This window comes from Parafrankia colletiae (assembly GCF_001854655.1).
GTDB lineage: Bacteria > Actinomycetota > Actinomycetes > Frankiales > Frankiaceae > Parafrankia > Parafrankia colletiae.
The window spans coordinates 1-15,272 of record NZ_MBLM01000194.1 but is presented as its reverse complement, the minus strand read 5'-3'; the positions used below and the strand labels follow the sequence as shown (position 1 = coordinate 15,272).

Below are 15,272 nucleotides of genomic sequence, written 5' to 3'. Positions count from 1 at the left end.
CCCACCCACAACCGGAAAAGTTCCTGGTCAACGCACTAGCGACAACTCGACTAGAGAGGTCACCGGGCCTTCCGTGCAGATCACCGCGTCCGCCAGTTCGAACAGCGTGTCCGCCCGAGAGTCCAAACAATCGTAGAAACCATCACGGAAACGGGTCAATGCAGGCAACGATTCAACATTGGCGTTCTCGTGCGGAAAACTCACCTCTACGACCTTCACGTGGCCCGGGTTGGCCTCAGCGAGGAGACGCGATCACGCGAACAGAGCCCACCTGTCTGGAAGATCGCTAAAGTCGTCAAAATCAATCATGTGATGATTAATCTCAAGCTTGGAACAGATCTCCGAGAGCACGGACACCGAGAAGCAGTAGACCAGGTCCTGAACGGTGCTTTTGACGAGCTGCGTGCCGCGGGGATGCCGGAGAAACGGGCGCGCGCCTATACAGGCCGGTCGAGGGCGACGCACTACCGTCATGCCGCTGCTGGTGGCCGGTTGCACGGCCCGTGGCCGGCACGCAAGACCCTGCCGACGGCGCTGAGCGACACCGAACGCGCCGAGGTGCTCGCGGTGCTGGCCCGGGACGAGTACCAGGATCTGGCGATCCTGCAGGTCTGGGCCCGTGAGCTGGACGCCGGCCGGTACTGGTGCTCGCTGTCGACGATGTACCGCATCGCCCGCGCGGCCGGACAGGCTCGGGAACGCCGGGCGCAGGCGACCCACCCGCCCCGGGTCCGCCCGGAGCTGTCCGCGACTGGACCGGACGAGATCTGGTCGTGGGACATCACCGCGTTGAAGGGTCCGGAGAAAGGCGTCTGGTACAAGCTGTACGTGATCCTCGACATCTACTCCCGGTATGTGACCGGATGGCTTGTCGCCGCCGCCGAGGATGCCGTGGTCGCGAAGGACTTCCTCGCCGACGCCATCGCTCGGAACGGGTCCGCGCCGCGGGCGATCCACGCGGACCGTGGTGGGGTGATGGTCTCCGGGCAGGTATCCGAGTTCCTCGTCGAGCTGGGGGTGCATCGGTCGCATTCACGGCCGCGGACCTCGAATGAAAATCCCTATTCTGAGGCGCAGTTCAAAACCTTGAAGTACAGCTACGATTTCCCGGGCCGGTTCGGGTCGCTGGCCGATGCGCGGGCCTTCTGCGAGGGATTCTTCACCGTCTATAACCACGACCATCGCCATTCCGGGATCGGGTTCCACACTCCCGCCCGGTCCACTTCGGCACCGCGGAGCAGGTCCAGGCCCACCGTCAGGCCACCCTCGACCGCGCCCGCGCGGCGCACCCCGAGCGGTTCGCCCGCCGGCCACGGCCGTCCCCGGCTACCCGAGACCGTGTGGATCAACCAGCCAGTTCCGAGCCAACCGACCAACGACCAACTGTCTCAGTTGACTTGACACCTACCGCGTCGATGACCATGCCTACAACCTGTCCGGACTGCTGCAGCGGGATTGACCCGCGACGACGTGGCGCAAGCCTGCCACCTTTCACGCACGGACGCGGCAACGCGCCCGGCCGCTACCGACGAAGGACGCTGGAGAGCCGGCGCCTCGCTCGAGTGCGGCGCCAAAGGCGCATGCAGTGGAGGCTCGGCTGGCGCCTCGCCGGTAGTAGTCGTCCTCGAGCTCGGCGGGCGGGCTCGTGACGATCTCGCGGTGCGCGGCACGAGCCCGGCATGAACAGGGAGTTGAGCGCCGCCGTCAGCGTGTTGTTGATGCGCGGTGCTGGCGCAGGGGCTTGACGTGCCGCGTTCGATGCGGGAAAGTTCGGATCCGCAAAACGATTGGGCAAATGATGCCGCAACGACGAGTCACGATCAAGCAGGTCGCTGCTGAGGCAGGCGTGTCGATCACCACCGTGTCCCACGTCCTCAATGACGTGCCGGGCAAGAGGGTGCATCCCGACACGCGAAAGCGTGTCAAGATGGCGGCGACGCGGCTGGGCTACGTGCCCAACGGGCTGGCGCAGAGCCTGCGTACCCAGAGGTCCAACACGATCGGCCTCGTCGGCGACGAGATCGCGACGACCCCGTTCGCCGGGAAGCTGATTCTTGGCGCTCAGGATGTCGCGCTGTCGCGAGACGCGATCGTCTTCGTGGTCTCAACGGGCTACCAACGCGACGTCGAGAACCGCGAGATCGAGGAGCTGTTACGCAGGCAGGTCGACGGCATCCTCTACGCTTCGATGTACCACCGGACGGTCGAGCTGCCTCCTCAGCTGGCTTCRGTCCCGACGGTCCTGATCAACGCTTCGTGCACTACTCCGAACGTGCCGTGGGTCGTCCCGGACGAGGTTGCCGGTGGCGAGGACGCGGCCGATGTCCTGCTGGCCGCGGGACACCGCCGACTGGCGTTCATCAACGATGTCGACGAGATTCCTGCGGCGTTCGGCCGTGAGGAGGGATTCCGCCGACGTGCCGCAAAGGCGGGGCTTCGCGCCGACGACCTGCAGGTCGTCACGGCAGAGACCGACCCGGCTGGCGGCTACGCCGCGGCCCGGCGGTTGCTAGAGGACACCACGCGCCCGACGGCGATCTTCTGCTTCAACGACCGCCTCGCTATGGGCGTCTATCGCGCTGCGACGGAGCTAGGTCTTCGCATTCCTGAGGACCTGTCGATCGTGGGTTTCGACAACCAGGAGTTCGTCGCAGACGGGATCTTCCCCGGGCTGACCACGATCGAGCTGCCGCACTACGACATGGGGGTGTGGGCCACTGAGCAACTCTTCGACCGCATCGACGCGGCGTCTCAGGGAACTGGCCCTGCTCCAACAGCACGACTTCGAGGACCGGTGATCCACCGGGACTCGGTCGCGCCACCCTCCTGAGTTCAGACCCCAGGAGAGCGGCGCGAACCTTCAGACCGGCGGGCCAACGCCGGGTCTGACGGTGCAGCACTAACCATCCACACGAACAAGTGACCTGGAGGGCACCTTGTCTCGCAGAAATCGCCGCATCGTCGCGGCCGGTTTAACCGTCCTCGCGATCTTAGCGACAGCGGCGTGYAGCGCGGAGTCCGGTGGGGGCGACACCGACGGTCCACAGACGATCGACCTGTGGACGCACGCCGGCGGCAACGATGCCGAGCTGGAGATCATCAACACCATCGTCGACGACTTCAACGCACAGCAGGACCGGTACACGGTCAAGATCCAGGACTTCCCGCAGGACGCGTACAACGACGCGGTCGTCGCCGCAGCGTCTTCCGGCAACCTGCCCTGCATCGTCGACGTCGATAGCCCGAATGTCGCCAACTGGGCCTGGGCCGGCTACGTCCAGCCGCTCGGACTGCCGGAGGCGACCTTCGAAGGACAGCTCGCCGGAACTCTCGGCCGGGTCGACGGCGAGGTGTACGCCTACGGGTACTTCGACGTCGCGCTCGCTATGTTCAGTCGTCAGTCGACCCTCGACGACGCGGGGGTTCGAGTACCGACGGTCGATGACCCGTGGACCAAGGACGAGTTCATGGACGCCCTCGCTGCGATCGACAAGCTGGACCGCTTCGACTACGCCCTCGACATGAGCACGGGCGGCGCGGGCGAATGGATCTCCTACGGCTACTCACCGCAGCTGCAGAGCTTCGGCGGCGACCTCATCGACCGGTCCGACTTCCAGAGCGCCGAGGGAGCGCTGAACGGACCCGAGGCGCTTGAATGGGCACGGTGGTTCCGCGGCATGGTCGAGGATGGATACATGGCGCAGACCTCCGGCGAGGACGCGACGGCCGACTTCGTGAACGGCACCAGCGGTCTGCTCTACACCGGCAACTGGGCCGATGGCACCGTCAAGGACGCGTTTGACGACGCCGTGGTGCTTCCTCCGCCGGACCTCGGCACCGGCCCCAAGATCGGTGCCGGGTCCTGGCAGTGGGCACTGGCCAAGGGATGCGACGAGGTTGACGGCGCACGGGAGTACCTCGAGTTCGCTCACGACACCAAGTACTTCGTCCAGTACGCCGAGGCGGTGGGTCTGATCCCCGCCACGCTCGACGCGGCGGCCGAGATCCCGGCCTATGCGGAGGGTGGCAAGAACCGGATCTACCTGGAGATGGCTGACCGGTTCGCCGTCGTCCGCCCCGAGACGCCTGCCTACCCGTACATCTCCTCGGCCTTCGAGAAGGCGACGAGCGACATCCTCGCCGGCGGTGACCCACAGTCGATCCTCGACAGGGCGGCCGCCGACATCGATCGCGACATCCGGCAGAACGGTGGATACCACTCCTGACCTGACGGTTAGGAACATCCCGGGGCGTTGGCTGCGGGCGCGGCGTCGCGCCCGCAGCCGTGCGCCCACACATGAAGGAAGCCACCCATGGCCACCACTCAACAACGCATGCCGGCGTCGTCGTCGGTCGACCGTGCCACCTCGGCCCGTCGCCCGTTGGGGCGGCGGGGGGACGCCCGGGCCGCAGCGTGGATGATCACCCCGGCGCTCGCCCTGTTCATCCTCTTCCTGCTGGTTCCGATCGTGCTGGCGTTCGCACTGGCGTTCACCAACGCGCGGCTGATCTCGCCGAATCCTCCGGAGTTCATCGGGTTCGACAACTTCTCGCTGTTGCTGACGGATCCTGTGTTCTGGGCCTCGGTCCGCAATACCTTCTACTTCGCAGTGGTCGTCGTCCCGGTGCAAGCAGGTTTGGCGCTCTTCCTTGCTGTGCTGGTGAACGCGAAGGTCAAAGGCACGCAGTTCTTCCGGACCGTCTACTTCTTGCYGGTCGTCACGTCGATGGTCGTCGTGTCTCTGCTGTGGCGGTTCATGTACGAACCGGACGGCCTGATCAACCGGCTCCTGCAGGCGATCACTTTCGACCGGTTCACGCCGATCGACTGGCTGAACGAACCGGCATGGGCGATGCCCGCGATCATGTTCATGTCGGTGTGGCAGGGCGTCGGGTTCACTATGATCATCTGGCTCGCCGGCCTGCAGACCATCCCGGGCGAGCTGTACGAGGCCTCTGAGCTCGACGGCGCCGGGCGCTGGCAGCAGTTCCGCTTCGTGACCTGRCCGGGTCTGATGCAGACCCGGACCTTCATCCTCGTGACGATCACGATCGCCGCATTCTCCCTGTTCACGCAGATCAACCTGATGACGCAGGGCGGCCCGCTGGACAGCACCACGACCGTCGTCTTCCAAGCCGTGCGCAGTGGCTACCAGCAGCTGCAGACGGGGTATGCCTCGGCGATCTCGCTGGTCTTCTTCGTCATGGTGCTGACCGTGTCCCTGATCCAGCGCTACCTCACCCGGGAGAAGGGATGAGCACCATGTCCATCACGACCTCGTCGACGCGCCCGGAAGGTGCGTCCCGCGGCAAGAAGGCAGGCTCCCGGCGCCGGGCGCTCACCGTCACAGTCCTGCGGTGTGTGCTTGTGGTCTTCTTCGCTTTCCCGATCCTCTTCATGCTGGTGTCCTCCCTCAAGCCGGACCTGCAGATCTTTGCGGACCTCGGCTCGTGGCGTGCCTTCGTCCCCGTCGGAGACGTCTCGCTGGACAACTACGCCGGCGTGTTCGACCGGGTGCCCTTCACCCGGTTCCTCCTGAACTCGGTTGTCATCTCCGGCCTGACCGTGGCGTTGGGAATCGTCGTCAACAGCCTGGCTGCCTTCGCCCTGGCACGGCTGCGGTGGCGCGGACGAGGGCTGGTCCTCGGCCTGGTGCTGGCGACGCTCATCGTGCCGTTCGAGACGTTGGCCCTGCCCCTGCTGTGGTGGGTGAACAAGTTGCCCTCGCTGGAGGTGGACGGCTTCTCCCTCGCCTTCAAGCAGGGGTGGCTGGACACCTACCAGGTGCAGATCATCCCGTTCATCGCCAACGCCTTCGCCCTCTACCTCTTCTACCAGTATTTCGACTCGATCCCACGGGAGCTGGACGAGGCAGCGCGCATCGACGGCGCGGGCTGGTTCACCATCTACCGCAAGGTGGTCATRCCACTGTCTGGGCCCGCGATCGCGACGGTCGCGATCCTGACGTTCCTTCCCGTATGGAACTCGTACCTGTGGCCGCGCATGGTTGTRCAGAGTGAGGAACAGCGACCGGTGATGATCGGCCTGCAGTACTTCTTCCAGCTCAACACCTCCTGGGGCCAGGTTATGGCCTACTCCTCGCTGATCACGATTCCTGTGATCGCGCTCTTCCTGGCGTTCCAGCGCTCGTTCATCAACTCCATCGCATCCTCGGGGGTCAAGGGTTGATGCCTTACCTTCTTCCTGACGTCTGGACCTGGGACATGTGGTTCGTCGACGACGGACACGACTACCATGTCTTCTACCTCAAGGCATCGCGGGCCCTAGGCAATCCGGACCGTCGCCACTTCCACGTCAGCGTCGGTCACGCGGTGTCCGACGACCTTCGCAGGTGGCGGGAAGTGCAAGACGCGCTGATCGCGTCTGACGGTCCTGCCTTCGACGACTTCACGACGTGGACCGGCTCCATCGTCCGGGCACCGGACGGGACGTGGCGCCTATTTTACACGGGGACCAGCCGCGCTGAAGGCGGCCTGGTCCAGCGCGTAGGTACCGCCACGTCGAACGACCTCTACACCTGGGAGAAGACCTCCACCGACGCCCTCTGCGAGGCAGACCCCACCTGGTACGAGAAGTACGACGGCGTCAACTGGTTCGACGAAGCATGGCGGGACCCGTGGATCTTCGCTGAACCCGACAACGCCGGGTGGCACATGCTGGTGACCGCCCGGGCCAACCACGGTAGCCCCGACAGCCGTGGCGTCGTCGGGCACGCCACCTCGCAGGACCTGGAGACCTGGACCGTCCGACCCCCGTTGTCCGAACCGGGCGCGGGTTTCGGTCAGCTCGAGGTCCCCCAGGTCGCGACGATCGACGGGCGCCACGTCCTCATCTTCAGCTGCCTGCACGCGGAACTGAGCGACGACCGCAGGGCGGCCGGGGAGCGAGGTGGCGTGTGGGCCGTACTGGTCGACACGCTCATCGGCCCCTACGACGTCGAGAAAGCCTCCCGGCTGACCGACGAGAGCCTCTACGCGGGCCGCCTCGTCCAGGACCGCGACGGCGCCTGGTGGCTCTTCGCCTTCTGCAACACCGACAGCACTGGAGCATTCGTCGGCGCGCTGTCCGATCCGCTACCCGTCGGCTGGTCCCCCGACGGGCGACTCCACGTGACCGACGGTCGCTTCGACCACCTCGCGTGACACGCCGGCGGCCGGCCATGCCGGGCCGGCCGCCGGTCCCTGCACCCCTCAGGACAGACATCGAAGGAGATGCAATGAGAAGGCTAACTTCCGTACGACCACGCGGGCACCTGCTGCCCACAGCGTTCCTGGTGACAGCACTCGCCCTGATCGGGGTGCTGACCRTCGCTCAGCCCGGGAAGGCCGCCGCCCCCACCACGATCGACAACCCCAGTTTCGAGACCGGCGACCTCACCGGGTGGAACGTCATCGAGGGACAGGCATTCACCGACGCAACGGTCTCCGACGCCGCCGGTTGGGGATGGGGCTGCTGCTTCAACCCCGAGGGCACGTATCACCTGTGGGGGGCGGCAACTGGTGTCGGTGACGCACCGACCGGCCGATTGCGTTCCTCCACCTTCACGCTGGCGGGGACCGGCGAGATCAGCTTCCTGCTGGGCGGTGGCAACAACCTCGAGAACTTATACGTCGCACTGCACCGCGTCTCCGATGACGCCGAGCTCATGCGGGCCACGAACACCGCGTTTGCCGACTCCGAGAAACTCAACCGCGTCGTGTGGGACGCGTCGGCCCACCTGGGACAGGAGCTCTACCTCGAGGCCGTCGACACGGCGACGGGTGGATGGGGCCATCTCAACCTCGATGACGTGCGCACCTACACGGAGCGTTCAATCTCCCAGATAGTCAACCCGGGTTTCGAGACCGGCGATCTGACAGGCTGGACGGCGACCGGGCGCGCGTTCAGTGCGGCGCAGGTCACGAACCGGACGGAGTGGGGATGGGGCGGCCCGTTCAATCACGATGGTGAGTACCACCTGTGGGGCGYGAACAACGTATCCGACGACGAGACCGGCACCCTCACGTCGTCGTCCTTCACCCTAGGGGGTACCGGTGCGATCGAGTTCCTGATCGGCGGCGGCAACGACCTCGAGAACCTCTACGTGGCCCTRCACCGCGTCTCCGATGACGCCGAGCTCATGCGGGCAACAAACTCCGCCTTCGCCGACTCCGAGGCGTACAGCCCGGTGCGGTGGAACGCAGCCGACTATCTCGGTGAGGAGCTCTACTTCCGGATCGTGGACGACGCCGCGGGCGGATGGGGGCACATCAACGTCGATGCCTTCGACACGGCCGACGACGTCGTCAGCCACGAGTTCGACAACGCCGGCTTCGAGGCCGGGAGCCTGCAGGGCTGGGCCGTGGACGGCGAGGCGTTCTCCGAGGCGACCGTCAGCTCTGCGATCGAGACTCCAGACGGTGAACCGTTCGCTGCGCAGGGGACGTACCACCTGTGGGGAGGGGCTCAGGGAGATTGCCTGATAGGAACGTTGACCTCGCCCCGGTTCGTCGTCGGAAGCGGAGAGGAGATCCGGCTCCTGCTCGGCGGGACGGACGATCCTGAGGTCTACGTCGCGGTGGAATCGGACGCCGACGGCCAGGAACTTGCCCGCGTGGGCGTCGGTACTTCCCGTGAGACCTATGAGGAAGTAGTCCTCGACCTCTCCGGACACAACGGGAAGACGGTCCGCCTCCGGCTTGTCGATAACTCAACGACCGGACACCTCAACGTCGACGACGTCAGAACTCTGACCGATGACACGGTGCACACGTCGTTCGGCGGAGGCTCCGGAAAGTCGGCGCACGATAGCGGCTCGGTCGACAACATCGCCTACGTCATCGACCACGCGGCCGGGCAAAGGTCGGCCGAAACATCGACCAGACCCTGCGAGAGCAGCACCGGCGGCGCGAGCGCGGCGCCCCAGAGCACAACCCTTTGACGGCATCCCCGCGACACGACGAAAGGTGATTCCAATGGTGGAAGACCGAGACCCACGACCGACCCACGACCTGCCCCGGTTAGGYCGGCGGACCTTCCTGCAGAGCGCAGCCGTGACTGCTGCCATGGTCGCGACGGGCGCGCTCTTCCGCCCCGCGGCGGCCGCCACCGGTGACCCTGTCCTGCAGCTGTCGTACGAACAGCCGAACGGCTCGGCGACGATCCTCGACGAGATCGGCCAGGCGACCTTCGACGTCCACGTCACCAACAACCCGGCCGAGCGGGTGCCGGGCGTGCGTGGCAGTGCCTTCCGCACCGACGGTTTCTCGACCTGGGCGACTGGCCAGTTCACCACGCCGCTCACGTCGCAGATGACGGTCCAGACGTGGATCGCACTCGAGAGCTACCCCTCGGATAGCGAGCGGCCGTATGACGACCTCACCCCATCATCGATCATCTACCAGCGGTCCGACGACGCAGGGTTCGACATCGCCATCAACACGTACGGCGAGTGGTGGTTCACAGCGCAYGTCGGCGGGCAGTGGCACACGGTCAAGGCGCCATGGCTGTTCCCGCTGTATGAGTGGGTGCAGATCGCCGCCGTCGTCGACGGCGAGGCTGGGGAGCTGCGGCTGCACCTGGATGATGTCGCCGGGCCGAAGGWGGCTAGGGTCGCTATCCCGGCCGGGACACTGTTTGAGCAGGCCGCCAGTGCACCGTTGGTGATCGGCAAGGCCAGCGAGGACCTCACGACCGGCGTCTTTCTCATCAACGCGCTCAACGCGGCGTACGACGACACGCGGATCTACGACGTCGCGCGCGGTGCCGATACGCTCACGGCCGAGTACGCCGCTGGGATCGCCGGTGCGAGCCCGGCGCAGGACGTCGCACTCCAGGTGACCGATTTACGGTTCGCGGACGACATCCTCCGGCCGCGGTATCACGCGATGCCTCCGGCCAACTGGACCAACGAGCCGCACGGCCTGGTCAGACACGACTGTAAATACCACATGTTCTACCAGCGCACACCGAATGGCCCGTTCAAGTGGCAGATGCACTGGGGCCACATGACCAGCACGGACCTGGTGCACTGGACAAACCTGCCCGACGCGCTGCACCCGGAGCTGAACGACCGTGAGGCGAGGCTGGGGGCAATCGCTGGGAACGGCCTGACGGCACAAGGATCAAAGGGCATCTGGTCCGGCGACGTCGTGTCGGTGGACGGTACCGCGCATGCGTTCTTCACCACGGTGAACTTCGGCGGCCCCTTCGACCCGGGTATCGCGCGCGCGTCCAGCACCGACCCTGGCCTGGTGAGCTGGACAAAGGCGGAGGCCGGGCTCATCGACAAGAACGCCCCGGCGCACGTCGCCGACTTCCGCGACCCGTACCTCTGGCAGGAGGGCAGCACTTGGCACATGATCATCGGTGCGGCGACCGACGCCGGCGGGGCCGTGGAGCACTACACGGCCCAGGATATCCAGGGGCAGTGGACGCGGGCGGCTAGACCGTTCTCCACGATCCCGTTCGGGTCGATGGACATCGGCTCGGCGATCTGGGAGATGCCGGTCTTCGAGAAGATCGGGACTCACGAAGGGCAGGACAAGTACGTCTTCATCGTCAGCCCGATCGGCAGGTCCGTGTCCAAGCTCACCGAGCCCTACACGCGATCGGTCTACTGGACGGGAACGTGGGACGGCAGCCAGTTCACCCCCGACTACGCGCAGCCGAAGCCCCTCGACGTGATCCACGGCCACCTTTCGCCGACGGTCGCGCGCGGTCCGAACGGGAACCCCGTGGCCATCGGCATCGTCGACGAGCGTTCCAGTTCGCAGATGCAGCTCGACCTGGGCTGGGCGCACACGTTCAGCGTGCCCCGCGAGTGGCGCCTGCTCGACGACGGCCACACTCTCGGTCAGCGGGCCCTCGCCCAGCTCACGACGCTGCGGGCCGGATCGCCGCAGACGGAGTCCGATGTCGTCGTGACCGGGGAGCACATCCTCGCCGCGTCGGGCAACCAGGTGGAGATTGTTGCCCAGATTGACCCGGACGCCACCGGCACGCGGTACGGCCTGTACATCAGCGTTTCGCCCGACGGCGCGGAAATCACACGAATCTACTACGACGACGGCGACCTCGTGATCGACAAGACCCGCTCGAGTCACAACTTCGAGAACGAGGAGGCCGTGCTGCTACGCGGCGCCTACGACGAGGCCGCCTTCGGCAAGCCCCGGACGTTCCACATCTTCATCGACCACTCGGTGATCGACGTGTTCATCAACGACGCCGCGGCGTTCTCGAACCGGATCTACCCGACGAGCCGGGGAGCTGACGGTGCGGCGGCGAGCACCGGTCTGGCGCTGTACTCGGAAGGCGGCGAGACCCGCTTCACGCAGGTCGACGTCTGGCAGCTCCAAGCCGCCGGGCCGGAGTCGACGACGCATTCCTGACCTGACACACCGGCGGCCGGCCATGCCGGGCCGGCCGCCGGCCCCTCCGCCTCTCATGGCATAATCAAGGGGATACTGATGATTAATGTGCGGGGTTATGTTGATCGGAGATTTTCCCAGGCCAGTCCGGTTTCGGTGAAGAACCCGACGAGGAGCTCGGGCCGGTACTGCATGCGTTTCAGCCCATGCTTGACCGCCTGAAAAACCTCGTCGATCCCGCGGGCGTGTGGGGCTCCAGAACCCTGATTTGGGCGGTGACCTGCGTGTTTGCCCGCCGGACTGGGCCTGTGTCGGGCAGGCTGGATGGTCATGGTGTGGTCGCTGCTCTACGCCCTGACACGCAACGCTCTCGGACTGATGTTGCTCCGCGTGCGTGGCGACACCGCGAAAGACGTGGAGCTCCTCGTCCTGCGACATCAGGTGGCGGTGCTGCGACGGCAGGTGAGTCGTCCGGCATTGGAACCGGCGGATCGGGTGATCCTCGCAGCCCTGTCCCGGCTGCTGCCCCGGGCTCGGTGGGGTCGTTTTTCGTCACCCCGGCCACCRTGCTGTGCTGRCACCGTGAGCTCCTCGCACRCAAATGGACCTATCCACGCAAGACCTCTGGGCGGCCGCCGGTTCGCCGGGAGATCCGCGAGCTGGTCCTGCGCCTCGCGCGGGAGAACCCGATCTGGGGCCACCGCCGGATCCAGGGCGAACTGATCGGGTTGGGCTACCCGGTCGGGGTCGTCACTGTCTGGCGGATCCTGCACCGCGCCGGCGTCGACCCCGCACCTCGGCGGGCTGACGCCTCCTGGCGGACGTTCCTGCGCGCGCAGGCGTCCGGCCTGCTGGCCTGCGATTTCTTCACGGTGGATACCGTGTTCTCGCAGCGGATCTACGTGTTTTTCGTCGTCGAACACGCCGCCCGCCGAGTCCACGTCCTCGGAGTCGCGAAGCACCCGACCGCGGCGTGGGTCACCCAGCAGGCACGGAACCTACTGATGGATCTCGACGAGTGTGGCCACCGGTTCCGGTTCCTCCTCCGTGACCGCGACACGAAGTTCACGGCTTCCTTCGACGCTGTCTTCACCAGGGCCGTTATCGACGTGGTATGCACACCCCCGCAAGCCCCGCAGACGAAATCGATCGCGGAACGCCGGGTCGGCACCGCCCGCCGTGAATGCACCGACAGATTACTTATCGTCTCCGAACGGAACCTGACGTCAGTCCTCGACAGCTACGCGAAGCATTTCAACACCCACCGGCCTCACCGCTCCCTCGGCCAGCACCCACCCGACCCGCCAGCCGTGGTCACCCCGACCTCGGGGTCCACCATCCGTCGCGCACGCATCCTCGGCGGCATGATCAACGAATACCGCAACGCCGCCTAGCGACCCCCGCGGAAGATTGCATCAACCGCAAAAGGCCAGCTCACAGGCCGAATCGGGGTTCTGGAGCCCCACAGGCTGGGGCTGATCGTTAGGGGCAGTAGGGAGCTTCTCCCGCGGATCGGCTGACAATGCCCCTGTCCTCTGTCATAGTCCTACCCCGGGCCGGAAGCCTCCCTCGCGGTACCACTAAGCACGCGGCGGTCAAACTTTTTCCTCGCGGCTTCCTTCGTCGGGGTGCTCACTGGCGAGCTCACCCTGCGAGGAGACAGACAACAGCCCGGAGTTCTCCTTCGCGTTCCCATCGAGGGACGGAACCGCGTGTCGGCGCAACGCGGCTCGAAATTCCTCTTGCGCCCGCTATCAAACCCTCGGGATGCCATTCCCCAGACTCAGGAGCCTGTCATGGGCCGGCCCAGTAGATACCCGCCGCCGTTGCGAGCCCAGGCCGCGCGCATCCGGCCCCAGCACCGCTCCACCTGGCAAGCCATCACCACCGTCGCCGCAGCCTTCGGGATGAGCGCCGAAACGCTGCGCGGATGGGTCCGCGAGGCAGAGATCGCGAGTGACCTCGACCGGCAGCTACGCCGGGAGCAGCAAGCAGAGCTCAGACGCCTCAACCAAGAAGTCACCCGCCTGCGCCAGACCCTGCGTCGCATCCAGGACACCCGCCCCACGCCGGCGACGTCCGACCCGCGCCAGGGCACCACCAGAGTTGCTGAATCGGCATCCGCCTCGGTACCCCCGCGGCGGACCACGACCCCACCATCGCACAGCACACCCTCAGGCTCCGCTACGCCCGCCGACTGACCCAACGCGAAGGGAGCCGCACCGGTGAGCCGGCATCGGCAACCAGCCCCCGCCCCACCCCACCCGAAACCCCGAGGAGGACCGGGATCCGCACACACCCGTCCAGCCGGGCCGTTCTCCCCCAGCCGGACGCACCCCACGATCTCCTACACCCAGYCCCTGTACCGAGCCCTGCGCTCTTCCTCCGACCCGCAGGGAGGCCCTCGACACCGACGAACCACGCACGCGCACGCACGGCACCGCCGCCGCACGCATCAACCGGCCGCCCACCGTAGACACCGCGCCGGCCTGATACGCGCAGCGATGCTGCCGGCAATCCTGGCGACCGGCCTCATGCTGTTCTGCGCCGCCGGCGCCCCCCGCGGCAGCACCGGCCAGCACGGCCCTACCGGCTCCGCACTCCTGCGACCCGGCGACTGGACCATGCCCGACCTCGTTCCCGGCCGAAGCGGCGGCACCGAATCCACGGACCCGTCCGCCCTGACCACCGAGACGCTCGCCGCCACTGCCACCGCACCCACCAACGACAGCAGCGCAGGCCCGGCGATCACCCTCACTGTCGCTGACAGAGGCATCCCGGCACGGGTCCTGACCGCCTACAAAGAGGCCACCGACCGGCTCGCCCAGGACAAGCCCGACTGTCACCTGCCCTGGGAACTCCTCGCTGCCATCGGCAAAATCGAATCCGGTCATGGCACCGGCCGCCCCATTACCGACGACGGCACCATCACCCCGCCCATCCTCGGCCCACCCCTGAACGGCACCGGCAACGTCGCCCTCATCCGCGACACCGACAACGGCACCCTCGACCACGACACCACCTACGACCGTGCCGTCGGACCTATGCAGTTCATCCCCACCACCTGGCGAACCTCCGGTCGCGACGGCTCCGGCGACGGACGCAACGACCCCCACAACATCTTCGACGCCACCCTCGCCGCCGGGCATTACCTCTGCGCCGCGGGCCGCGACCTGAACAACCCCGACCAGCTCCGCGCCGCCATCTACTCCTACAACCCCTCCGACGCCTACGTCCGCACCGTCCTCACCTGGCTGAGCGGCTACCGCCAAGGCGGCGCGGCCGCCCTCCCCAGCGGCCCCTCGCCGACCACACCCCCGCCACCCGACCAGCCCAGCATGCCTGCACCACCTGGAACCCCGGCAGCCACGACCAGCCCGCCTGCGCCAGCAGGCACCGCCACGCCGACACCGACCACACCAACCCCGGCCAGAACCCTGCCCGGCGTCACGATCATCCCCCTCACTCCCCGTGAACCGAGCCCCACACCATCAGCTCCGACACGGACAAGTAGCCCAGAGCCCTCCGAGCCACCACGCACCTCACCCACCCCAGTACCCACTCCCACCCCGACCCCATCGGATACCGCCGTTCCCTCGCCTGTAGCCCAGGCCGGATCTCGCGAATCATCGGATAGTGCTGTTACCGCAACAACCATCCCGCCCGCCCGACCCGCCGAAACGCCGACCACCTCCACGGGTGTGACTTCAGGCGCACTTTCGGAATAACCCGTCCGACATGATCGGCTCGGTGGGCTCATCCACGAATGCCGGGTCTGACCCGAAAAATAACGTGAGGTGGCAGCGTGTCCCGGGGTCAGGCAGCCTCGGGGAGGGGGTCGAAGCGGACGGTGTAACCGAGGGCGTTGGCCTGGTGGGTGAGGCGGCGCAGGGCGCGTTCGG

The 15,272-nt window shown here is 66.5% G+C and carries 10 protein-coding genes and 2 pseudogenes; 11 read left to right on the top strand and 1 reads right to left on the bottom strand.

The genetic code is table 11. The features are described from left to right. Positions 1–36 precede the first annotated feature (36 nt). Positions 37–204: pseudogene (locus CC117_RS37765) on the bottom strand (NF041680 family putative transposase); the annotation flags it as partial. Between the two features lie 288 nt (positions 205–492). Here CC117_RS37765 and CC117_RS33835 point away from each other — a divergent pair. The 11 genes and pseudogenes from CC117_RS33835 to CC117_RS33790 all read left to right on the top strand — a co-directional run bounded on the left by CC117_RS33835 (position 493) and on the right by CC117_RS33790 (position 15,098). Continuing rightward, positions 493–1,401: a DDE-type integrase/transposase/recombinase gene (locus CC117_RS33835; protein ID WP_157905508.1), complete on the top strand. Its 909-nt coding sequence runs from the start codon at positions 493–495 to the stop codon at positions 1,399–1,401. A 394-nt stretch (positions 1,402–1,795) separates the two neighbouring features. Continuing rightward, positions 1,796–2,830 carry a LacI family DNA-binding transcriptional regulator gene (locus CC117_RS33830; RefSeq protein WP_321572657.1) on the top strand — a complete coding sequence of 345 codons (1,035 nt, stop codon included), beginning with the start codon at positions 1,796–1,798 and terminating at the stop codon, positions 2,828–2,830. Between the two features lie 106 nt (positions 2,831–2,936). Beyond that, the gene (locus tag CC117_RS33825; protein WP_071092506.1) at positions 2,937–4,226 is read left to right on the top strand and encodes an ABC transporter substrate-binding protein; all 1,290 of its coding nucleotides are present in this window, start codon (positions 2,937–2,939) and stop codon (positions 4,224–4,226) included. A gap of 87 nt (positions 4,227–4,313) precedes the next feature. Continuing rightward, entirely contained in the window at positions 4,314–5,258 is a 945-nt protein-coding gene (locus CC117_RS33820; protein WP_071092503.1) for a carbohydrate ABC transporter permease, read from the top strand. Then, a complete protein-coding gene (locus tag CC117_RS33815; RefSeq protein WP_116287977.1) occupies positions 5,255–6,190 on the top strand; it encodes a carbohydrate ABC transporter permease in 936 nt (311 codons plus the stop codon). The genes CC117_RS33820 and CC117_RS33815 overlap by 4 nt, the downstream gene beginning before the upstream one ends. Continuing rightward, complete coding sequence (locus CC117_RS33810) at positions 6,190–7,164, top strand: glycoside hydrolase family protein (protein WP_071092501.1); 975 nt, start codon at positions 6,190–6,192, stop codon at positions 7,162–7,164. Before CC117_RS33815 ends, CC117_RS33810 begins: the two co-directional genes overlap by 1 nt. A gap of 74 nt (positions 7,165–7,238) precedes the next feature. Next, entirely contained in the window at positions 7,239–8,942 is a 1,704-nt protein-coding gene (locus tag CC117_RS38405; RefSeq protein WP_198542091.1) for a hypothetical protein, read from the top strand. A gap of 34 nt (positions 8,943–8,976) precedes the next feature. Then, the gene (locus tag CC117_RS33800) at positions 8,977–11,391 is read left to right on the top strand and encodes a GH32 C-terminal domain-containing protein (protein WP_198542090.1); all 2,415 of its coding nucleotides are present in this window, start codon (positions 8,977–8,979) and stop codon (positions 11,389–11,391) included. 309 nt (positions 11,392–11,700) lie between these two features. Next, positions 11,701–12,764, top strand: a pseudogene (locus tag CC117_RS33795) (integrase core domain-containing protein). Between the two features lie 402 nt (positions 12,765–13,166). Further along, the gene (locus CC117_RS37175) at positions 13,167–13,571 is read left to right on the top strand and encodes a transposase (RefSeq protein ID WP_131803192.1); all 405 of its coding nucleotides are present in this window, start codon (positions 13,167–13,169) and stop codon (positions 13,569–13,571) included. Positions 13,572–13,874: 303 nt separating this feature from the next. Continuing rightward, a complete protein-coding gene (locus tag CC117_RS33790; protein ID WP_241830657.1) occupies positions 13,875–15,098 on the top strand; it encodes a lytic transglycosylase domain-containing protein in 1,224 nt (407 codons plus the stop codon). The last annotated feature ends 174 nt before the right edge of the window (positions 15,099–15,272 follow it).

Bases quoted from the DNA above. Each gene is read 5' to 3' on its own strand.
- CC117_RS33810 (WP_071092501.1), top strand. From the start codon at position 6,190: ATGCCTTACCTTCTTCCTGACGTCTGGACCTGGGACATGTGGTTCGTC.
- CC117_RS33790 (WP_241830657.1), top strand. From the start codon at position 13,875: ATGCTGCCGGCAATCCTGGCGACCGGCCTCATGCTGTTCTGCGCCGCC.
- CC117_RS37175 (WP_131803192.1), top strand. From the start codon at position 13,167: ATGGGCCGGCCCAGTAGATACCCGCCGCCGTTGCGAGCCCAGGCCGCG.